We start from the raw sequence: 21,913 nt of genomic DNA on the forward strand, positions 1-21,913 counted from the left end.
CTCTGCAACGTCCTGGCGGCTCGGCGGGTTCTCTGGATCATCACGCTCGATCGATGGCCAGTTCTGTCGGCCACCCAGGTCTCGCTGCGGCCGTTCGCCAGGGCGACTGTGATGAAGGTTGAGCGCGTGTCGTGGGCGCGGAATGCTGGCGCTCGTCAGAGTCCTCGAAGAGCTCTGGGCGGTCGATACCGGCGAGTTGGAGGTGGGAACGAAGTCGCTCGGCGGCGTGCTCGACGCGGAAGCGTTCGCCATCTTCGTTGACGAAGAGCGGGGCGGATGGTGATGGGTTGCCGCGGAGCGCGAGCCAGGCGCGCAACGCCTGTGGCACGCCGGGCGAGAGTGCCCAAGCGCGAGGGTCGTTCGTCTTGTTCTTTTCGAGGCGCAGCGCGCCGCGCTCGAGGTCGACGTCCTGCACCTGCAGGCGCGCCGCCTCGCTGATGCGCGGGCCCTCGCGGTTCAGGAAGCCCCAGAGGACGCGCCAGCACAGCGGGATCGCGGTGCTGGCCAGCAGGCGCGCGTCCTCGTCGGGGTAGAGGCAGGCTTTCGCCTTCGCGGGGCCGAGCTTCGGGAGGAAGCCGCGGGGGAGCGGGTTGGTCGCGACGAGACGGCACGGGAAGACGGCCATCGACATGAGCCGGTGGAGAAGCTGCGCGATGTGGCGGCGCGACGCGGGGGACATCGGCGGGAGCGCACGCATGACGCGCTCGGCGTCGTTCAGCGTGAAGGCCGCGACGGGGACGTGCCCGGCGATCGGGTAGATGTGGCGGTCGAAGCGGTAGACGTCCTGCTCCACGCTGCGCTTTGGCTTGACGTGGTCGGGGTACATGCGAGCGAGCTCGCCCGAGGTCCAGAGCTGGCCGAACTGCTGGAGGGTGACCTGCTTGGGGACCGAGCTGCCGCCGGGGACGACCTTCGCTTGCGCGCCACCCTTGCAGATGACGTCGACCGCCGCGATGACGTCGCGGAGCGCCCTGCCCTCGTGTACCGCGGCATGCTCCAGCAGCGCGACGATCGCGTCGCGTGTGACGTTGGGCGAGGCGCGCAGCCGGGCGGCCAGGTCGGCGGCGAGCTCCGTGCGCTTCTCGGCCTGCTGCTCGGTCAGCTTGGGGTCGAGCGGGAAGCGCTCCCGGTCGTTGTCGGCGACGAAGACGCGGACGTAGAGCCGCCCAGCGTCGTTGCGGAAGAGCGATCCGGTGGGCTTGCGGGGCATGGCGCCCCCCCTGTTCTACCGCGATTCACGGCCGCACTCACGCCTGGGGCGGCCCGCCAGCATGGGCCAGCACGAGGCCGAACTCGCTGAGCACCACCGCCGTGCCGCCGGCGCGCTCTTTACTGCGTGGTGGCGACGGATGGAGTCCTCCGCAACGAGGAGTTGATAGACGCGCTTGCGGCGATTCGCGTGCTCCTTGAGCCGCCGATGACTCCATGGGGCATCGCGGCTCATTCAGCAGGGGAACGTGAGGCATTGCCACAAGGCTGTTCCCGTCTCCGGATTCAGCACGCACGTGCAGCGCACGGAGGTGCAGCCGGGCGCCTTGGGGCACTCGAGGCCGACGTGCTCCGGACACGCCGTGCCGTCCAGCATGAGCAGCTCCTCGCTGTCCGTAGGGCACACGAGGGGCTGACACGCGGCCGGCGCCGTGCAGGACCACGCGCCGCCCGCGCTGCCGGAACCACCCGCCGCGCCCACGCCGCCCGACCCGCCCGCGCCGCTGGAGCTGGGCGTCATGCCCGCGCCGCCGGAACCGCCCGCCGCGCCCGCGCCGCCCGCCGCGCCCGCGCCGTCGGAGCCGCCCGCTGCGCCAGCGCCGCTTGTCGTTTCACCGCTGAGATTCGAGGATCCGCAGGCCGCTGAAACACTCAACGCAAAGAGGAGGAGCCAGGAGCGCATGCCCCTAACGTAGCAAGCGGAGCGTTCCTCTCCGAATGCAGCGTGCGTTGCTACCCAGACGACCCAGGTCGCCGAACCGCGCTCACCCCTCACCTGGTCGCCGGATCATCGCGTAGAGCGCCGCTTCGCCGCGCCGTCGGGCGCGAGGGCGCGGCGGAGGTGATCGGTGAAGGCGCGCACCTTCGGCAGGACGTGGCGGGTCGGGAGCGATACGACCGAGATCGCGACCGCATCGCACGCGGTGTCCGGGAGCACCTCGACGAGCTTCCGCGCCTTGCCCGCGCGCGCCAGCATGAAGTCGCAGAGCCACGCGAGGCCGGCGCCCTCGATCGCCAGCTCGATCAGCGCCTCGCCGTCGTCGACGACGATGCGCCGCGTGGGCGCGATCTCGCGCACCTTCACGCCGTCGCGGAGGCGCCACGGGAGGAGCCGGCCGTGCAGCGCGTACCCGAGGCGCACGTGGCGCTCGAGGTCGTCGACCGCGCGAGGCCGGCCGTGCTCGCGCAGGTAGCCGGGCGCGCCGCAGACGAGCATCCGAGAGCGGCCGACCGGGCGCGCGATCAGACCCGAGTCCGGCAGCGTGCCCAGCCGGACCGCGACGTCGATCCGCTCCGACGCGAGATCGGCGGGGTCGTCGCGCAGCACGAGCTCGACGTCGACGTCGGGGTAGCGCTCGGCGAAGCGCGCGAGCACCGGCACGATCACGTGACGGCCGATCACCGTCGGCGCCTCCACGCGGAGGAGCCCGGCCGGTCGTTCGCGCAGACCCGAGGTGGCACGCTGCGCGTCGTCGAGCTCGCGCAGCGCGGCGCGAGCGCGCTCGAAGAACGCGCGCCCTTCGTCGGAGAGCGTCACCGCGCGCGTGGTGCGGTGGAAGAGCCGCACGCCGACCTCGCCCTCGAGCTGCTTGATGCGGCGGCTGAGCGCGGACGGCGTGACGCGCAGCCGGCGCGCGGCGAGCGTGAAGCTCCCGAGCTCCGCGGCCTCGACGAACGCTTCGATCGCTGCGAGCCGGTCCATGTCGCACCTCGATTGATGCGTATCATGCACGAAAGTTGTTCGCCTTCGGCGATGGTTTGCGCCGCGCGCACGAGCCACGGTGCCCTGCATGAGCACCGTGAACGTCGGCGCCACCTCTCCCAGCCCGCGCGCCCGGGCGGTCATCCTCGGAGCGATCACGACGCTCGTCGCGACCGCGATCCACCACGTCTACGGCGGCGTTCGGTACGCGACGCCATGGCGCCTCCACGGCGCCGCCGTCGCGCTCGCGCTCTGCGTCCCCATCGCGCTGGCGTACGCGGGGTACCGGCGGAGCCCGGGCACGCGCGCCGGCCGCGTCTCCGGGGGCTCGCTCGCGGCGCTCGCCCTCGCGTTCCCGGTGACGTCGATCGGGCTCTTCGAGGGCGCATACAACCACCTCGCGAAGAACGTCCTCTTCTTCGCGGGCGCGCCTCGCGACCTGCTCCTCCGGATGTTCCCGCCGCCCACCTACGAGCTCCCCGGCGATGCCTTCTTCGAGATCACCGGCGTCGGGCAGATCGTCCCCGCGGCGATCACCGCGATCGCGGCCCTCGGCCTGATCGGCGACCTGCGCCGCCGTGTCACGAGGCTCGCGCCCGGGGCCGTGCTCGGCGCGCGCGAGCTCGTGGGCGTCCACGGCGAGCGGATCCGCATCCCCGATCCCACGCGGATCGTGCACCTCCAGCTCCGTCGCTTCGCGGGCTGTCCGGTGTGCAACCTCCACCTCCGCTCGATCACCGTCCGACACGACGAGATCGCGGCGGCCGGGATCCGCGAGGTGGTCGTGTTCCACTCGAGCGCCGACGAGCTCCGGCTCCACGCCGACGGGCTCCCCTTCGCTGTGGTGCCCGATCCCGAGAAGCGGCTGTACGCGGAGCTCGGCGCCGAGCCGTCGCTCCTCTCGGTGTTCGATCCGCGCGTGTGGCCCACCATCGTCCGCTCGGTGGCGCGGAGCGCGATCGCGATCCTGCGCGGACGCGAGCGGCCGCCTGCGTTGATCCCGACCGGCGGTCGATTCGGGCTCCCGGCCGACTTCCTCGTCGCGCCCGACGGCTGCGTGCTCGCGAGCAAGTACGGCGAGCACGCGGGCGATCAGTGGTCGGTCGACGAGGTCCTCGCGCTGACGCGTGCGCCTGCGGTGTCGCGCGTGCGCGCGGCCGCCGAGGTGTGCGCGCGGTGATGGAGCACTCGAGGGCTCGGCCAACGACAACCTCGACGGTCTGCTCGACGTCATAGCCAGGAAGACGGGCCGCTCCCGCCCCTCATCGTCCCAGCTCTCGATCCGTACCGCAGCTTGCACATTGAACCCGTCGAACTCCGCCACGAGCGGTCCCCTCCGCTTCGCCTCGAACCTGGCCTCGCCGGCGCCCTTGTTCGTGCTCCCCATCCTGATCGAGCCGCACGAACCGCCCTCCACGCAGCGCTGCCTCAGCACAAGCATCGAGCGCGCTCAGCTCTCCTACCGAGGGTTACCGCTCCTCGAAGGGGCGATCCTCGAGAGATCTTCACCAACTGTCCTGCTCAACGCTTCGATGGCGGCACCGCTGCCAGGCGGCTGACAAGCGCTCGCGGCTCGCAGGCGGGGCGCAATCTCGCGCTAGCTGGCGTGGAGATCCGCGCTGTCCCCCCGGACGTAACCGCGGCTATTCGGGCTCGACGAAGCGAAGCGTCTCGTGGGCCTCGCCGCTCGGCCCCATCGTCGTGCTGCCATCGTGGTTCCAGCTGGTGCCGCCCACGCCCGGCACTCCCAGATCGAAGGTGACCCCCTCCAGGGTGAGCTGGTCCTCGTCGAGGTAGGCGATGCCGATCGAGTCGCCGCCACGCCCGGGGCCGCCGTAGCCGCCGTCGCCTCCCAGGCCGCCGCTGCCACCCTTGCAGGACCACGTGCCGTCCCCCACGGCGCCGCCTGGCATGCCCCAGCCGCCCTTGCCGCCTCGCTCCGGCTCCCCGCCGTCGCCGCCTTGGCCCCCGTCGCGGGCGGTGATGATGCTATCGCGCACCGTCACCTTGGCATGGAGCGCCAGGATGCCGATGCTCGGCTGGCCGTTCTCGCCCCCTCGGCCGCCCCGCCCCCCGCAGCCGCCCGCGCCTCCGGAGCCACCACCGGCGCCCCCCTTGGAGGCCACGTCGCACACCGCGAGCCCGCCCCTGCGGCCGCCGCCCCCGCCGCCGCCTTGGCCCGGCATCCCCCGGGCGCCGTCGCCGGCCCTGTCGGCGTGCCATCCGGTCTCATCGAGTCGCCCGCGGCCCTTGCCCGGTGCACCGGCGATACCCCACATACCGCTTCTCCCGGCGACGCCGTTGGTACAACCACCGTCTGCCCGGTTGCCACGTCCTCCATCCCCATCGTAGTTGGGGTTCGGCTGGGGTACGGGCTCGCCGTCCTCCCCATCTCGAGCGCCGTCCGCGAGCCCGTCGCCTCCCTTGCCACCGACGCTCGGGATCCCTCCCTCGCAGGAGTTCACCGCCCGAGCCCCGCCCGGGACCGTCGCCGCGGAGCACGCGTCTTCCCCATACTCCCCGTCCGGCCCCGTCGCTGCCCGGCCCGGCCATTTCTCCCCATGGCGGCCCCCCGATGCGATGGCGGCTCTGACCTCGCCTCCGATGATCTCCACCGCGGTGCCCGACCGAACCAGCATCCCGACATACGTCGTGCTGACGAGGCTCACGTGGTCGATGATCGAGACGCCGTCCGCAGCCCCGGTGTCGCCAGCGCGCGCCGGCTCGACGGTCAGCACGATGAGCCCAGCATCGCCGGGACCGACCTTGGCCATCATGTGCACCGGGTTTTCCAGGTCCCTAAGGCGTTCCCATCCGATGGCGGTCTCGAAGCCTCCGTAGATATCCACCCCGGAGGGGAGCGTGATGGCCTCCTCAAACCCATCATCGGTAAGAAACACGCGACCGCGCCCGGTGCGCGCAAGCTCGATCGCGCGCCGGACGGAACGAACCGGCCTGTCCTTCGTGCCGGGATTCGCGTCGTCACCGCCGAAAAACGGATTGATGACGAACACCCCGCAGCCATCCATCGCCCGACCCGCCGCAAGATGCTCCAGGCAGACCGACTCGGGGACGGGATCACTTGTACACGTCGATGAACCGGCACACGGCGGCGCGCCGCCAGGGCCGTCCACCCCCGGCGCGGTCCCGCAGCCGACCGCGGCGAGCGTGAGCGTAAAGAACAGCAAGATCGTGGAATTCAGGCCCATGGGCATCCCTCGATGGCGACGTCTCGCAGGTCACGATTCAATGGGGCATCTCGTTCCCCACGCTGAACGCATGGACTTCACTCCTGGGGCCCTGCCGCCCTCGGCCCACCTCATCACCGACGCTGGCGTTCCCCGCGTAGCCGCCGTCACCGGGGTCTCCGACCTTGATGTAGGTCCCGGGTCGAATGGCGAAGTTCGGCACGACGTAGGCGATGCCGATGGATGCACCTCCGAGCCCGCCGCCGGCATCGCCTCCGCGACCGCCGTTGCCTCCTCGGCCTCCAGGGCACGCAGGCCACATCTCACCAATAGCTCCGCCACCTTGGCCACCAGTCCAACCGAAGCCACCCGGTTGACCCCTCCCACCCACGCCGCCACGGCCGCCTTTGCCCGTGATCACGTCGGTGGCCCCGATCGTCAGATCCGTGCCGTCGAGCGCAACGATTCCGATGCTCGCCCCGCCATAGCCGCCGCCATAGCCGCCCCGACCGCCACAGCCGCCGCTCCCTCCCGAGCCGCCGGCGGCGCCCCCCTGAGGCAGGCCTGCCCGACACGCGACCATGTCCCCACGCGACTTGCTGCCGCCACCGCCGCCGCCCCCCTGGCCGGTGCCGCCCGGCTTCCCGTCCTCGCCCCGAACACCAAGCCATCCGTCCTTGCCGAGGTGGCCCACGCCCACCGCGCCGTCCGCGCGACCGGCGTCGGGAGCGTCTGCGCCATCGCCCCCTTCGCTGCATCGCGCGAGATCCGCGCCGAGCCCCGCGTGGCCGTCGCGCTCAGAAATCTCCGCGGGTGTCGGCATTCCCGAGGTCCCGTCGCTCCCCGACTCGAGCCCGCCGTCGCCCCCATATCCACCGACGGACTCGATGCCATCGTCGCACACGGTGACCACCGGAAGGGCGCCCGTCGGGGAGTCCGCGGTGCAGGCGGACACCCCGTCGTTGCCCTCAAGGCCGTCGTTGGCCCGCTCGGTGTCCGCGTCCTCTCCCGGCTCCCCGTCCTTGCCGTTGCCCGCGACGATCACGCTGTCCTGCACGATCGCCGTGGCCCCCGTGCTCAAAATTACCGCGATCGACGACTTCCCATCCGGCGCCGATGCGTCCGCCGCCACGACGCGTACGCCGGCGATCACCGACGTCGCGTTGTCCCCCGCAAGCGCCGTACCCTCCACCCCGAGGACCCTCAGCGGGATCCCCCCCGGCGGAGCGATGATCGTCGGGTGATCCGGCCCGCCGAATGAGCCCTCGTACGACCAATCCCCGCCGTCACACCGACGCCCGCCCCAGAGGTCGACGCCCGAGGGCAACGTGATCGTCTCCGCGAACTCCCCGCCACACGCGTACACGCGCCGGGTCGCTGCCTCGCCGTGGCCTCGCCCGTGCGCGGCGAGCCCGATCGCGTGTTGCAACGTCCTCACCGGCGCGCCCTTCGTTCCGGGGCTGTTGTCGTCGCCCTGCTCGCTGACGAACACCCCGCACTCATCCAGCGCCGGTGCCGTGCCGGGCGCTCCCTCGCACGGACCGGGCGGAGGCACCGGATCGGGCTCGCACGCCTCCACCTCCCAGCAAGGGTCGGAGTACGGGCACCCTGTCAGCATGCTCGCGCCGCACATGAAGTTCGCGACAGCGACGACATACCTCGCCACGCGCCGGCCTTCCTTCGAGCGCATCTGCTCGGCCCCCGATGTCCTCACCACAGCCCCTCGATCATCACGCCGACCTCTCTGCCGGTCGCCACGGGCGAGGCGTGGATCCGATCCTGAGCCGGCGTGAGCCCCAGGAAGGAGAAGTCCGTGAAGAAGGACGCGGCAGTCGCTGCCCCGATCACACCGCCGGCGATGAGCATGGCCGTGCCCACGCCCGCGGACAGGTTGCGCTCGTCTCGGAGGCGGAGCAGGTCAGCGCACGCCGGGCGGTCCGCCGCTTGCCAGCACCTGGACCCACTCGCCGTCGCACCGCCGTTGAGCCCGTCGCGGCGTTCGCTCAGATCGCCGTCAAGATTCGTGGCCCGGATCATGAGCAGGCTGCCCGCGGACAGGGTGGCCGTCGTGACGGCGATCCCCGCGATACGCAGCGTTGTCGGCCACGACGCAGGCTGCCCGGGAGCCAGCGGGCGCGCAGGGGGCGATGCGCTCAGGGGCTTGGGCACCGCGGGCGCGGTGTCCTTGGCGCTGCTCTCGGCCGCACGTGGTAACTGGATCGTCATGGTCGGCTCGGTCGCTGGCTGCGCGTCCAGCGTCTGGGAGCCTTCCTCGCGACCCGGTGCTCGGGCCCGCACCATGTGCTTGCCAGGCTCGAAGAAGAGTCTGTAGGTCCGCCTGGGTAAGCCGATGGGCTTGCCGTCGATGAGCACCTCGGCATCCGGCGGATCCACCGACAGATAGAGCGTCGCGACGAACGGGACGGCCTTGGCCAGTCCGTCCGCGAATCCTTTTTGCTGCTCAGGAGAAAGCGCCTTGCGCCGCTCAAGGCTCCAAGCCAGGTGCTCCGCTGCGTCACGAAACTTGCGTAACTTGAGCTCGCAAAGGCCTAGCTCTCCAGCGACCTCAGCGGATTCTCGCGCTGTCACAGATGTCGAGTCGATCGCCTCGAAGGCCGCCTTGTACGCGGCGTGTGCCTCGGTCCACACTCCCGATGCCCGAGCTCGTCGGGCGCGGCGAAGATGGTCCTTTACGATCGAATCGTCGCTTCGTGCGAGGGCCGGATTGCGGTCCTCCGCGTGGACCGGATGCGCCGTGCCCGTCGCGACGCCGAGCATCAGGCATATCCAGAGCGATTGCGTAACAAAACGCATGCAGGAACAGTACTTACGCTAGCCGTGGCGCGTCAACGGCGCTGAAAGTGTCGTGACCTGAACGTTCCGATGAGAAAATCCCGCTCGTTCGGGGAATGCGGCGATCCTGCTTCTGCAGTCGCAGGCCCTCAGGGCGACATGTCGCATTCTCTCCGACCGATACTGGAGCCACCCTGCATTTTCTTGAAGCCCTCCATACGGCTCAGGTGTTTTACCGGTCATGGGCGAGCCAGGCCGCACCCCTACCGGCTTCGAGTTCTTCAGACGCCTCGCGCGGCGTCTCGGTGTCCCTGCGCGAGACGCGGAGGACCTCGCGCAGGACGCCTTGCTGCGGGAGCTGGAAGCGAATCAGCGGATCGAGCTGGGGGAGGCTCGGGCGGCCTACGGTGCCACCATCGTCCGGAACCAGGCGCGGAACCACGTCCGGAACGCGCGCCGTCGGGGGGAGGTCCTGACCTCGTTCGACGATCACGAGCCTCAGGCGGAGAGCCCGACCCCGGAAGAGATGCTCCGCAGGCAGCAGCGGGAGGCGCTCCTCCGTGACCTGATCAACCAGGTCGACCCCAACTACCGCGACGTCTTGATCAGGCACGCGCTCGAGGAGGTGCCGCTCATCGAGATCGCCTCCGAGCTGGGGCTCAACCCGAAGACGGTGAGTACACACTACCTCCGAGCGCTCGAGGACCTCGCCGCGGCGGTGAAACGCCGGAGGGCGCGGCAACGTTCGCGCGGATGGGACGACGCGGCATGCGTCCCGTTCGCCTTCGATCTGCGGGACCGCGAGGGGTGGCTGAGCAAGCTAGGCCGCCTGAGCATCAAGATCCTGGTGCAGGGAACGGTCGTCGTGCTGACCGGCGCCGTCGTCGCGACGTTGCCGGACTCGCTCAGCCCGGAGTCGTGGCTGCGGGCAGCGGCGGTGCGCGCTCCTGCGCCCGCACTGGCGGTGGAGGAGATCGCGCCGCCGCCGGTCCAAGTTCCCATGCGCGCGGCCGCCGCGCCGACCGCGCCGACCGCCCAGGAGATCGCGCAGCCGGCGCAGGACCGAGACGCACAGGTGCCTGCTCCGTCAGGCGCGCCGGTTCGTCGTACCTCGCTCCCCGTCCGCGCCGTGGTCCCAGCCGTCAGCGAGCGCGAGCAGAGCCTCATCGACGAGGCCCGAAGGGCCATCGAGGAGCATAACGCGGTCGCAGAGGCAGAGGCGCGCCGCTTGCTTGATAGACATGCACGGGAGTTCCCGCAAGGAGAGCTCGCCGCGGAGCGTGAAGCGCTCCTGACGCAAGTTCGCTGAGTCCTCGACGTCCCTCCGACAGCCAGCGGGCGGTGACGCAAGTGATGTCGTCGGAAAGCACAGGGCCGAGATCTGCCTTGTGTCCACGGGGCTACCGCCGAGGGAGGCGGAGCGGTTGCTGAGGAGCGACCTCCCCATGACGCCCGGCCTTGCGCGGCAGCTGGAGGCCTTCACCGGTACGCCGGCGCGGTACTGGGAGCGCCTGTGACGGCTGCACGACGACCGACGGACGGACACAGAGGAGACCAGGCTGAAGGAACGGCGGTGGCGCAGGCACGCCAGGATCCAGCGCTGCGCGATCAGCACGCCGCCTTCGACTTTGGCCTTCTCCTTCGGCTTACGCGGACGCGCCGGCACGACCGCCGTACCGTAGTGCTGCGCCATCTCCGCGTACGTCGCGTTGATGTCCGGATCCACCCGGTGGGGCGTGCTCACCGCGCTCCGGAGCGGATCGGGCGTCAGGATCTCCGGCACCGCGCCGAAGTAGTCGAGCCCGCACACCGTCGCGCCCACGAAGACCTCGAGGCTCTGCGTGCGCATCGCCTCCACATACGTGTATACGTGTAGTTGCTCGCGACGAGCACCATCACGAACAGCTCGACCTCCGTCGCCTCGCCGGTCACAGGGTCGCCGATGCTCGGCTTGTTGCCGGAGAAGTCGATGAATGCTTCTCACCGGCGCCGTGCACCTGGTGCATCGAGGATTGGAGCTTCGAGCGGCCGCTCCTCACGTTGCGCGGGCCGGCTGTTGGCGACCTGTGTGAGGGTGACGGGGCGACGTTGGATGTCTGGCGCTCGCTACATCACTGCGTTGCGGGTGTAGGGGAGCCCTGCACTCCGTAGATCAGGTCCCTCGCCGCCTCGCTGTTCCGCCCCAATGCGCGCGTCCTCCGGTAACCGGCCCGACCAGCGAGTGTGCCGTAGTTCTCTCGGAGTTGCTCCGAGACTTCAGCGAGTACCCCCTTGGCGGTCTGCGGCGGCAACTTCCCATCGATTCCGAGCTCCGTGGCGAGCACGGACTCGAATTCGTTGGCTCGGACGGTCATGTTTGTAAAATGCTGAACAGCTTCGATGGCCTTCTTGACTGACCGGCCGACAGATCTGAGATGCCTTTCCTGCCGTTGCCTGTTCTCTCTGGCCATCTTTCTCAGTCTCTCCAGCTCACCCGACGACATCCTGGTTGTGAGCGCATTTTGCACCAGCGTCATCAGTGCGGCGTCGTCCAGCGAGCGGTATGTGACCTCCGCGACGTAGGGCTGATTCTTCCAGCCGCTGCCCGTCTTGCCGTTAATGTGATTCTTGCTATTTGATGCGGTGATGTCGAACCAACCAACATCCGTGCCGTCGCCACGCCTGACCACCACGTCCGGGCGCGTATGGCCGCGGGTTGCTTGCACCGAGACCACGGCGCCCGCGGGAAGATGGGGGTTGAGAACGCCGATCTGGACGTTGGTGAGCGATTCGACGGCGTAGCCGTAGGCCGCGTAGATGAATTTCTCTCTCTCGAGTGCCTTTTTCAGATCTCCCGTGCCTTGGAACTCGTCCATGAAAGATGTCATAACCGCCTTCCAACGCGCGATGTATCCATCGGTCTCCGGAATAGAGAGCGGGTCCTGCAGGATCATCCGGGCAGCCTGGTTTACAAGAGTGTCCAGCGCCTTGACGAACGCGGTTAGCTGTGCGTCAGGCGGATCGTGGCCCCACGCTTCCGTCCGCTGCATGACGTCCCAGCACCCGCCGGCGGTCGTCCGTCGTTGCGCTGGTTCCGTGCTGGCCTTGACGGCCTTTTGCGCGAGCTCGTCAGCCTCCCGCTCCAGCGCCGGCTCGTCGTTGAGCGCCACGCCCTGCGTCTGGGCCGTCGCCCGCACGCGCCCCTCCCGCTGCTGCACCACGTGAGCGATCTCGTGGCCGAGGAGCTCCTGCCCCCGCCCCGTCTCCGGCGCCCAGTGCCCGGGCGCGACGTGGATGTCGCTCCCCTGCGTGTACGCCAGAGCCCCGAGCGCCGTCGCGCGCGCCGAGCCCGGGTGGATACGCAGATCCGAGAAATCGGCCGAGAACGCGCTCTCCATCCGCTCTCGCACCGCCTCCGGCATCGCGCGCCCCGCGGTCGGCGCGGGCACGCCGGCCCCTGCTCGCTGCCCTGGTTCGCCCCGGTCTTGACGTGCCCCGTCGCGGCCGGACGAGAACGCCGCTCGCCGCTGCAGCGCGACCCCCGCGGCCTCCTTTGCCGTCATCCGCGCCGGCGCGAGCGACGCCGCCTCCTTGGCGGTCATCCGCACGCCCGGAACTCCCGCTCTCCAGCCTTCCAGGACAGCGGAATTCGCGCTCCTGGCCGGCCCAACTGCACCGCCCGCGCCAGGCTCGCGGCGAACGCCGTGCGGTTCCAGGTTCGACTCCCTGCGGAACTCCGACTCCATGTGAATCCCTCCGGCACGAGCCCATTCAAGAAGCACACCTCTTGCCTCCTCGGCGCCGCGCGATGCCGGCCCCGCGCGGCGATGCGCTGTGCAACAGCCGACGTTGCACATCGCCACGCCGCGGCGGCGCGCGGCCCTACGTCGCGCGCGTTTCGCGGCTCATCCCCCGGCACGACTCGTGACAGCGACGTCGTCGAGGATGCGCTCGCACACGCGAGCCGGAGGTGACCTGTGGCCGAAAAGTCGATGCAATGCGAGGGGACCACGAACAGAGAAGATCACGCCAAGCTGGCGCGAGCGGCGGAAGAGCGGCTCAAGAAGGCGGAGACACAGCGAGAAGAGGCGCAGATGCGAGCAGACGTGGACGAGCTGAAGGCCCGGATCGAGCAGCTCGAGGCCGAGGTCAACAAGGCGGAGGCCGAGGAGATCAGGCGACGCCAGACCGCCGAGAAGGCGCTGGAGGACGCCAGGAAGCCCTTCGACGACGCGAAGAAGAAGTGGGACGCGGCGAAGCGGCCGCGCGAAGAAGCCGAGATCAAGGAGCGGGAGGCGCAGAGCGCCTATCGCCTGGCCTCGGCGGAGTTCGAGCGAGTGAACGCGCGGATCCACCGCGAGATGACCGAGGCCGAGCTCGCCAGGGCGAAGGCTGTCGCCGAGGCGAGGAAGGAGCAGCAGCGCCTCGCCGAGGAGATCAAGGAGCGCGAGTCCAGGGGGCCGGCTCCGCAGGGAGTTTGCGCCGCCTAGCGCTCGTCGCGTGGAGCGCGGCCAGCGTCAGGCGGGGGACACGGCGCGCTCGGGGACAATTCACAAGATAGCCCGGCGCAAGAAGCGGCGCTCGCGTGGCTCTGCCGCTCAGGGCATCTCCCCTGCCAGCGCCGCAGGCGCGTCGGCCAGCGAGACCGTGCCGGTCGACACCGAATCCACAGGCCCTGCTCTTGCGCTCAGGGCATCGAGTAAGCGCCTGTCACAGGGCCGACGCGCGCTGACGTCGGGGCTCGATTCATGCGCTCTGTGGGAAGCGCCGGTCTGTCGTCGACACGGTGTTTGTGAAGTCCCTCTCCCATCACCGTTCGGACTTCACCGCTGGACTCCCTTGCGATTCCAGATGGAGCGAGCTAGAAACCGGCTCTCGCGGTTGGTAAGTCGTGGGTCGAAGGGGGAAAGCCACGATGCCCGCTATCAGGGGTGGATCTGCCCGCTCAGACGGAGCGCCCGAGCAGCCCGTGCATCGCGCTGCGCTGCGAGGAGCGCGGCTGTCGAGCGTCCTCGTCGCCATCCCGGGGGAGCTCGGCCGGGACGTTGCGCGCACGCTGCGCTCGCTCGATGACGGGCAGCCGCAGCTGGATGTCGCGCTGATCGCGCCCGGAGACCTCGCGGCGTCGTGGCCCGCCGCGGACCTCGTCATCGTCCATCATGGCTCGCTGCCCGAGGACGTGCGGAGCGCGCTTGCGGACGAGGCGCCGGTGCTCGAGCTCGGCCGCGATCTGAAGGAGCCCCTGGGTCCCGGGCGGCTGCGCGACGCCGTGCTGGCCGCGCTGGAGCTCGCGGAGCACGGGCAGATCGTCGCCGTCGATCCGCCCCTGCGCGCTGCCTTGCGGGTGATCGAGATCGCGGCCCCGCGCCGCGCGAGCCTGCTGATCACCGGTCCCACCGGCGTGGGCAAGGAGCTGCTCGCGCGGCGGCTCCACCAGCGCTCGGGGCGCCCGGGCGCGTTCGTCGCGATCAACTGCGCGGCGCTCTCGGACGGGCTCGTCGAGAGCACGCTCTTCGGGCACGTGCGCGGCGCCTTCACCGGCGCGGTGTCCACCCTGCCTGGGGCGTTCGTGGAGGCGCAGCAGGGCACGCTGTTCCTCGACGAGTTCGGCGAGCTGGCCCCCGCGATCCAGGCCAAGCTCCTGCGCGCGCTCGAGCACGGGGAGGTGCGGCCCGTGGGCGGCGCGCGCGCGACGACCGTCGACGTGCGCGTCGTGGCGGCCACCAACCGGGACCTGAAGCGCGAGGTGGAGCGGTCACGCTTCCGGGCCGATCTCTACTTCCGCATGGCCACGTTCGTGATCGACGTGCCCCCGCTGTGCGAGCGGCCGCGAGACCTGGCCGCGCTCGCGCGCAAGCTGTCCGCCGCGCACGAGCGCAGCGGCGCCGTGACGCTCTCGGTGGAGGCGGAGCAGGCGCTCCACGCCTACGCATGGCCAGGGAACGTGCGCGAGCTGCACAACGTGATCGAGCGGGTGCTGTCGCTGGCCGGCGATGGAGAGGTCGGGATCGACGAGCTCCTGCGGCTCGCGCCGGAGCTGTCCGCGGCGCGCCAGCGGGACGCGGCCGACGGGACGCTGGCCGATCTCGAGCGCCGGCGGATCCTAGAGGTGCTGCGGGACGGGGGGGCGCGCGGGCAGGTGGCCGAGGCGCTCGGCATCCACCGCACAACGCTGTGGCGGCGGCTGAAGCGGATGACCGCGCCCGGCGAGGGCGCGCCGTCGCCGGCTCCCGGAGGACAGGCCGACCGCGACAGCTCGCCGGACGCGCCCCCTTCGCGGAGCCGGCGTCGGCTCACCTGAGCGCGCCACGGAGCCGGCGGCGCCTCGGACGAGGGCGTTCGACCGGGATGCTCCTGATGCTCTCGCGCGCCCACATAAAGTCGTTGCGGTTGGCTCCGTGGCGGCATGCTCCGCGTGCGCGCGCGGCGCTGTCCGCGCAGGATCGCCAGCGCGCCGTGGTCGTGGCGGCTCTTTTTGAGCAGCACTTCGACAGCTGACGTTGTCAGCTCGGGCGGGACCTCAGCTCAGCCGGCTTGGATCATCCGGCCCGAGCTCCTACAAGTCTTCGCCTGCTTCGCCAAAGGCACCTTCGGGCGAATCGACCATCGCCACCAAACTGGCCTTTTCCCTATCCAAATATCTGACCCAATCCAACGGATTATCGAACCCCTTGGGCGAATCGAAACGGAGCGCACTGTATACACCTGGCTTCTTTAGACTCGCACCGTTCAGACGCCAATTCTCAGAAGCGGAATAGTCAAAATAATACAGAATCATCTCATTGATTTCTTTAGGCGGAGATGGATTCATGTAGAATTGCATATCACGCCCCGACTGAGCGTAGGCAGCAAGCTCCTTGTCAAATTGCTTCCACGCCGCTCCCCAGTTTGATGTTTTCTTGCATTCACCAAGAGATCCATCATCAAATAGGATGTCCGCGCGACTATTTTTCTCGTTGTACACATACTCTACCGCCTTCACTTGCACAATGAGCCTGTGCGTCGTTTCGATCTGATATTCGTAACCTGCCTTGAACGCGCCTCCCGCGGCGTCTCTGTAGGACTGTTCAAGCACATCTACGTTGCCGATTCCCGCGCCCCGCATGTCTTCCAGCATGCCTTCCGGCGTCAGCTCCTCCTCCGGGGCCATCCGCTGCACGACCGTCGCCGGGTGCGGTGCGTGCCGCTGCACGACCGTCGCCGGGTGCGGCGGGAACAGGAAATCGAAGCGGGGTACATCGGATCCCGCCAGCTCTTCCGACGCGCTACCAGCGTGACCCGACGCGGCCGACGCTCGAGGCGCATGTACCTCCCCTTGCGCTGCCCGAGCCCCCATCGTATCCGCTTCGCGCTCCAGCGCCGGCTCATCGTTGAGCCGGCGCCCCAAGAGCTGCGCCGTCGCCCGCACCCGCCCCCGCTTCTGCTGCACCACGTGCCACGCCTCATGCGGCACATGCCGCTCCTGTCCGGGCGCCACATGGATCTCCGACGCCTGCGTGTACGCGAGCGCCTGGAGCTGCGCGGGAGCGGTGGAGTTGTAATTGACCCGGACGTCGTTCATGGGCAGGCCAGAGAGACGCTCGATACCGGTCTTGAGCGAATCTGGCAGCCCGGTGCGGTTCGGCGTCGATGCCCCCTCGACACCCCTCGGCACCGCGCCGCCGGCCGCGTGGTGCGCGGCCACGCGCACCGTTCGCCGCTGGAGCGCGATGCCCACGGCCTCCTTCGCGGTCATCCGTCCGAGAGGTGAGGAGAATCTGCCCTCGCCCGATGCCAGGCCGGCGCTGCTCCCGAAAGGCTGGTGAGCGATCCCCTCGCTGCGCCTCGGTAGCGGCGCGGTCGAGGCGGCTTTCTCTCTTTTCTCACGGAACGCTGAGTCCATGCGAGTACCTCCCGCGCTCGACTGCGCAAGGAGCGCGCCTCCGCAGATCCTCGGCGAGCGCAGGGCCAGGGCTCGACGCGATGTTGCAGCGTGCGACGTACCACGTGGCGCTCTGCAACATCCTTTGGGGCCGGATACCGAGGTCAGGAGATGAGGCGAGTCGACCCAGGTTGCGATGGCAGAAGCGTGTGGCGGCCGGCCGCGTCGCGAGGCCGGCGGCGGCTCATCGGATGGGGCTGCCGGCGGGCGCGTCGACGGCGACGAGCGCGTCGAGGTCCGCGCGCGGGCAGAGCCGATCCAGCTTCGCGTACTCGGCGAGGAGCGCCGCGGCCAGGTGCGCCCGCCGGATCGGCGCGCCGTCCGCCGCGGCCCGGTGCGCCGCGGACAGCGCGGCGTTGCGGATCGCACCCCCGGGCAGCTCGAACCGTCGGGCGAGCGCCGCGAAATCGATGCCCGCGTCGACCGGAGCGCGCGGCGAAATCGAGAGCCGCCAGATCCGCTCCCGCGCGGCGGCGTCCGGCTCCGGGAGCTCGATGACATGGTGGAGCCGGCGCGCGAAGGCCTCGTCCATGTTGCCCTTCAGGTTGGTGGCGAGCAGGACGACGCCCTCGTGCTCCTCGATGCGCTGGAGCAGGTAGTTCGTCTCCAGGTTGGCGTAGCGGTCCGTGGCCGTGCTGACCGCGGTGCGCCGGCCGAACAGGCCGTCAGCCTCGTCGAAGAACAGGACGGCGTGCGCGCGGTCCGCCTCGTCGAACAGGCGCGCGAGGTGCTGCTCCGTTTCGCCGATCCACTTGGAGAGGATCCGGGACGCGTCGATCCGGAAGAGCGGCATGGCGAGCTCGCCGGCGAGCACCTCGGCCGCGAGCGTCTTGCCGGTCCCGGGCTTGCCGAACAGCAGCACCTTGACGCCCCGCCCGAGCCCGTTGTGCTGCGCGAAGCCCCAGTCCTCGTCGACGAGCGCGCGGTGTGCGACGTGGGCGGCGACCGCGCGCAAGGCCTCGAGCGCGGGCGGCGGCAGAACCAGGCGATCCCAGCCCGGCCTGGCCGGACGCAGAGCGGCGAGGTCGCGCAGGCGGCTCTGGGTCGCGAGGCGGCACGCCGCCTCGACCCCGAGGGAGCGCGCCAGTAAGGCGGCGCGGTGGATGCGGCCTGGAGTGAACGCGTAGCGCTCGGCGGCCCGCTGGATCTCGGCGTCCGGCAGCGCGCCTCCGGCCGCCGCGCGCCAGATGGCCGCGCGCTCGGCCGCCGAGGGCGTGGTCAGCTCCAGCAGGGCGAGGGGCCGCGCGGACAGGGGTTCGGGCAGCGGAGCGCCGGCGTCGAGGAGCAGGGCGAGGGGCACGTCGGCGGCGGCGGCGAGCTCGGTGGCGGCGACGTCACCGAGCTCGCCGCGGATCGCGAGACGGGCCCCGAGGATCCGCGCCTCGCGGATCGCGAGGGTCAGGAGCGGCGCAGCGTCGCCGGCGCGCAGCTCGAGCAGGAGCATGGGGCGCTGCTCGCGCGCGGCGAGCGCGCGCGCGGCCGTCCGGCGGCCCGAGCCGATGGGGCCGCAGACGACGAGCGTGGTGTCCGGGCCGACTCCCTCGACGCGGGCCGCGAGGGTGGGCGGCGCCTCGCCGGGGAGCACGAGGGCGCACGCGCCGGCGGCGGTCGCGAGCGGCGACCAGCGTGCGGAGGCGGCGAACATCGCGATGCGCGGGTCGAGCGAGAGCGCACCGTCGGGCCCTGGGTGGTCGAGCTCGACGACGAGCCCGCGGCGGAGGGGGCGCGACGCGTCGAGCGCGAGGGCGACGCCGGTCGGGTCGTTGAGGATCTCGGCGGCGGCGGCGTGTGTCGGGCGCGTGCGCTGGAGCGCGTCGTGCACGTGGCCGACGAGCACGCCGACGCGCGGCTCGCTCGCCCAGGCGACGAGCAAGCGCAGGAGATCGCGCTCGGCGCGGTCGAGGCCGAGGCCGCGCTCGATGCGCCCGAGCGGCTCGTCGGGCTCGTCGTCGAGGAGGCAGTCGAGGGCGGCGCGGGCGCGCGCCGCGGCCCCCTCGGGATCGAGGCCCGCGCGCGCGGCACCGGGCGAGGCGAGCGCCGCGAGCTGGGCGACGGTCCGGGCGACCTCCTCGGTGGCTGAGTAGGAGACGTCGCGAGAGGTGTCGTGCCGACGGCGGGCGAGGGCCTCCGCGATCGCCTGCGCGGTGAAGCCGATGGCGAGGGCGAGCGCGGGGCGCGCGAGCGGCGAGGCCAGCGCGCCGGGGTCAGGGGGGGCGAGGAGGGCGCTGTCGAGGCGGTGCTGGGAAGGGGGCATCGTGGGGTCTTCTCCTCAGCCCTGCTCGCCGAACACGAAGCGGAGCGGGCCCTCGTCGAGCCAGGGGACCTGCGGGACGTCGAAGGAGAGCCCGGCGCGCAGGAGCGCCTCGTAGCTCCGCGTGAACGGCAGGTGCACCTCCAGCGCCGTCTCGGTGCGCTGGAGGACGCCAGGGATGGCGATGACGTCGTGCGGGAGGCTCTCGACGCCAGCGGGGAAATCCGCGAACCGTCGGCGCGCCTCCTCGACGGCGGCGCGCGCCCAGGCGGCGCACGCGGCGTCGTAGGCCGTGGCGCTCGCGAGAGCCGCGCGGGCGAGGGCAGCGCAGCGGTCCGGGGTCCACGAGGCGGCGTCGGCCTCGCGCTCCTCCGGGGCTGGGGCGTCGAGGAGGCCGGCGAGCACCCACGCGGCCGGATCGTCGGCCCACGCCTCGCCGAGCTCGGCGGCGAGGAGTTGGCGAAGGACCCCATGGAGGGCGAGGGTGGGTTCTGGCTGGACGGCCTCGAGCGCGTGGGCCCAGCCGAGGTCGATCAGCGGGCGGACCAGGAATGCGAGGCCGGCAGCCCGGGAGCAGAGCGCGGTGTCCTCGGGCGGGAGATCCGGGAGCACCAGCGAAACGCGGGAGGGTGCCGCGAACGGCGAGGGCACGGGCGGATCCGCTGCTGTCGAGAGAGGCGCGAGAGCAGCTGGCGGGCGCGTGGGCGAAGGCGTCGAGCCCAAGGGCGGTGCGGGAGAGGGGGGTGAGGCGGCCTGCAGAGGGGTTGGAGCTGCCTGCGAGGACGTCGAGGCGGCCTGCGGAGGTGCTGGAGCTGCCTGCGACGGTGTTGAGGCAGCGGCGCCGACGATTTGCTCGATTGTGGTCAGCGCGTGCCCGCGCAGGGAGGGTGCATGGAGCAGGGCCGCGGGCGTGGCGCGGCATAGCTCGGCGAAGGCGAGCACCAGCTTCACGGCCGGTGCCAGGAGAGCGGGGTCGAGCTCCAGGCCGGAGCAGCCGGCAGCGGACATGCTGAGGGCACCCTGCCTGGGGTCGTCGGTCGTGCCGACCCTCGCCGTGACGGCCAGAGCACGCAGCGCGCGCGCCTCGGCAGAGAGAAGTGCGTCGGCAGCCTGCAGCTGCGCGGCGGTGAGGCGTGGACCCGCCTCGAGTAGCTCGGCATGAATGCAGCCGAGCAACGCTCGAGCGGCGGGCTCATCGAGCTGCACGACCAGCTCGGACAGGCGACCGCGGCGGGCCGCACGGCCGAGATCGGCGAGAGGACGGGCAGCCAGGAGCACGGCGCTGCGCCGCGGACGGTCGGCCATCGTCGAAGGGGCGATCGGCTCCCTGCTCGACACACGCGACTCCCTGCTCGGTACCGGCGGCGGGTGCGGCTCGACGTGGGTACCAGGGCTCGTTCTTGTGGCGTTCGAAGTGCTTGCGCGCTGGGGATCCCACGCTGCCCATGCTGAAGCGCGGTCCGCCGTGACGGCGGCTCCCGCATCCGCGCCGGCCCGATGCTCCTTGGCCCCGGGCACCAGAGGGTGGGGCCCGCCAGGCGCAGCCTCGACCGGTGAGGCGCCTTGCTCCGGCGAACCCCCCTGGCTGGGCTCGGCAGGCGCGAGGCTCCCGTCAGCGCATCCGACGGCCCCCCCTGCGCCAGGGACGCTGCTCGGGGCGACGGGATCGCACGCTGCGTTGATGTCCGTGGGATCCATGGCATCGAGCTTGTCGAGCTCATGGCGCGCGATCTCGTCGAGCACGGCAGCTCGCCCGGCGCGCGAGCGCACGAGCGCGCCCCGGCCCGTCCGGCAGAGCTCCGCCAGGGCAAGCACGAGCTGCACCGGCGCGGCAAGGGCCTCGCTGGCCCGCGCGATCACGCGGAGGGCACGCGCCCTGGCCGCCTCGATCCGCGCCCTGGCCTCCTCGCAGAGCGACGGATCGCCCAGCGGTGGATCGTCTGGGCGAGCGCCGCTGCAATCGGCGAGCTCCTCGACGACGCGCCTCAGCAAGGACAAGGCTGCCGCGGCACCGGGGGCACGAGACCCGTGACCCCTGCGACCCGAAGCGGCTGCTGCGCCCGCCGAGGGCCACCCCGCGTTCCCCGACAGCCCCGCTGCGTCGGCGCCCCTCGCCTGCACGAGGGCCTCGGCCAGACTCCCGAGCAGCCGCGCCCGGGCCAGACGGCCGAGCAGCGATAGCGGGCGGGGCGTGCGGAGCGCCGCGGCGACGAGCGCGCCCGTGGAAAAGGGCGCGACCTCCGGCGAGCCCTCCACCGCCGCGGCCCGCCGCGGCTCGAAACCCCACGCTCCGCCGGAAGCCAGGGCCGAGCGCGAACCCACCGCGTCGAGCTCCGAACAGCGGTCCAGACGGGCATCCATACCGTCCACCGCCGCCGTCGCCCGCCGGAGCATCGCGGCGACCACGGCGGTGGGCTGTGCGGCGCGGGCAGCTTGTGCGGCGGCATAGAGCAGGCGCGCGCGGGCGGCGGGGATGCGCGCCGGGGCGATGCGCGCCGGGGCGGTCGCGCACTCGAGACCGGCGCGCAGCGGGGCCGCGGCGGGGGCGCAGAGCGCCGCCCGCGCGATGATGTCCGCCAGCGCGCGGGCGACTGCGTCAGCCGGGGAGACGCCCCGCGGGACGGCGACGCGGAGGTCGACCGACAGGCGCGGAAGGACCACCACCTCCGGCAGATCGGGCAAGGCGTCGAGCTGCCGCTCCAGCGCGGAGAGCACGGCCCGGACGAACGCCTCCGCAGAGGACAGCGGCGCGGGCACGCCGCGGACGTGCAGGTGAAGGCGAGCAATCGCAACCTCGGTCGTCATGCCCCCGCTCGTCGAGCCCTCGAGCAGGCGAGGGCCTCCCTGTCACCGGCCGCGCCGCCGCGGCG

At 71.3% G+C, this 21,913-nt stretch carries 14 protein-coding genes and 1 pseudogene; 4 read left to right on the forward strand and 11 right to left on the reverse strand.

Going from position 1 to position 21,913, the window contains the following annotated elements:
• Positions 1-40: 40 nt before the first annotated feature.
• From WMF27_RS30445 to WMF27_RS30455, 3 genes are all read right to left on the reverse strand, one after another.
• Positions 41-1,210, reverse strand: a complete 1,170-nt coding sequence (locus WMF27_RS30445; protein WP_437765366.1) for a tyrosine-type recombinase/integrase — start codon at positions 1,208-1,210, stop codon at positions 41-43.
• A 234-nt stretch (positions 1,211-1,444) separates the two neighbouring features.
• A complete protein-coding gene (locus WMF27_RS30450) occupies positions 1,445-1,729 on the reverse strand; it encodes a hypothetical protein (protein ID WP_437765365.1) in 285 nt (94 codons plus the stop codon).
• 267 nt (positions 1,730-1,996) lie between these two features.
• On the reverse strand, positions 1,997-2,911 hold the full coding sequence (locus WMF27_RS30455) for a LysR substrate-binding domain-containing protein (RefSeq protein ID WP_437765364.1): 915 nt from the start codon (positions 2,909-2,911) through the stop codon (positions 1,997-1,999).
• Between the two features lie 88 nt (positions 2,912-2,999).
• On the opposite strand from WMF27_RS30455, the gene WMF27_RS30460 reads away from it, so the two are divergent.
• Positions 3,000-4,091: a peroxiredoxin-like family protein gene (locus WMF27_RS30460; protein WP_437765363.1), complete on the forward strand. Its 1,092-nt coding sequence runs from the start codon at positions 3,000-3,002 to the stop codon at positions 4,089-4,091.
• A gap of 463 nt (positions 4,092-4,554) precedes the next feature.
• On the opposite strand, the gene WMF27_RS30465 is transcribed toward WMF27_RS30460, so the two are convergent.
• The 3 genes from WMF27_RS30465 to WMF27_RS30475 are packed head-to-tail and all read right to left on the reverse strand — an operon-like array spanning position 4,555 to position 8,913.
• On the reverse strand, positions 4,555-6,120 hold the full coding sequence (locus WMF27_RS30465) for a hypothetical protein (RefSeq protein ID WP_437765362.1): 1,566 nt from the start codon (positions 6,118-6,120) through the stop codon (positions 4,555-4,557).
• Positions 6,121-6,157: 37 nt separating this feature from the next.
• On the reverse strand, positions 6,158-7,789 hold the full coding sequence (locus WMF27_RS30470; protein WP_437769985.1) for a hypothetical protein: 1,632 nt from the start codon (positions 7,787-7,789) through the stop codon (positions 6,158-6,160).
• Positions 7,790-7,809: 20 nt separating this feature from the next.
• Positions 7,810-8,913, reverse strand: a complete 1,104-nt coding sequence (locus WMF27_RS30475; protein ID WP_437765361.1) for a hypothetical protein — start codon at positions 8,911-8,913, stop codon at positions 7,810-7,812.
• 220 nt (positions 8,914-9,133) lie between these two features.
• Between WMF27_RS30475 and WMF27_RS30480 the strand changes: the two genes are divergently transcribed.
• Complete coding sequence (locus WMF27_RS30480; protein WP_437765360.1) at positions 9,134-10,201, forward strand: RNA polymerase sigma factor; 1,068 nt, start codon at positions 9,134-9,136, stop codon at positions 10,199-10,201.
• Between the two features lie 249 nt (positions 10,202-10,450).
• Here the strand turns inward: WMF27_RS30480 and WMF27_RS30485 are convergent.
• Both WMF27_RS30485 and WMF27_RS30490 read right to left on the reverse strand, forming a co-directional pair.
• Positions 10,451-10,648 (reverse strand): annotated as a pseudogene (locus WMF27_RS30485) (IS21 family transposase); the annotation flags it as partial.
• 355 nt (positions 10,649-11,003) lie between these two features.
• Positions 11,004-12,617, reverse strand: a complete 1,614-nt coding sequence (locus tag WMF27_RS30490; protein WP_437765359.1) for an eCIS core domain-containing protein — start codon at positions 12,615-12,617, stop codon at positions 11,004-11,006.
• A 231-nt stretch (positions 12,618-12,848) separates the two neighbouring features.
• Here WMF27_RS30490 and WMF27_RS30495 point away from each other — a divergent pair, with 231 nt between their 5' ends.
• Positions 12,849-13,361, forward strand: a complete 513-nt coding sequence (locus tag WMF27_RS30495; RefSeq protein ID WP_437943188.1) for a hypothetical protein — start codon at positions 12,849-12,851, stop codon at positions 13,359-13,361.
• A gap of 479 nt (positions 13,362-13,840) precedes the next feature.
• The gene (locus tag WMF27_RS30500) at positions 13,841-15,172 is read left to right on the forward strand and encodes a sigma 54-interacting transcriptional regulator (RefSeq protein WP_437765357.1); all 1,332 of its coding nucleotides are present in this window, start codon (positions 13,841-13,843) and stop codon (positions 15,170-15,172) included.
• A 255-nt stretch (positions 15,173-15,427) separates the two neighbouring features.
• On the opposite strand, the gene WMF27_RS30505 is transcribed toward WMF27_RS30500, so the two are convergent.
• The 3 genes from WMF27_RS30505 to WMF27_RS30515 form a co-directional block, all read right to left on the reverse strand.
• Positions 15,428-16,588 (reverse strand): eCIS core domain-containing protein, encoded by a 1,161-nt coding sequence (locus tag WMF27_RS30505; RefSeq protein ID WP_437943189.1) that lies wholly within the window; start codon positions 16,586-16,588, stop codon positions 15,428-15,430.
• Positions 16,589-16,976: 388 nt separating this feature from the next.
• Entirely contained in the window at positions 16,977-19,046 is a 2,070-nt protein-coding gene (locus tag WMF27_RS30510) for an AAA family ATPase (RefSeq protein WP_437765355.1), read from the reverse strand.
• A 15-nt stretch (positions 19,047-19,061) separates the two neighbouring features.
• The gene (locus WMF27_RS30515; protein ID WP_437765354.1) at positions 19,062-21,848 is read right to left on the reverse strand and encodes a hypothetical protein; all 2,787 of its coding nucleotides are present in this window, start codon (positions 21,846-21,848) and stop codon (positions 19,062-19,064) included.
• Positions 21,849-21,913: the final 65 nt, after the last annotated feature.

The organism is Sorangium sp. So ce281 (genome assembly GCF_051527395.1).
GTDB lineage: Bacteria > Myxococcota_A > Polyangia > Polyangiales > Polyangiaceae > Sorangium > Sorangium cellulosum_B.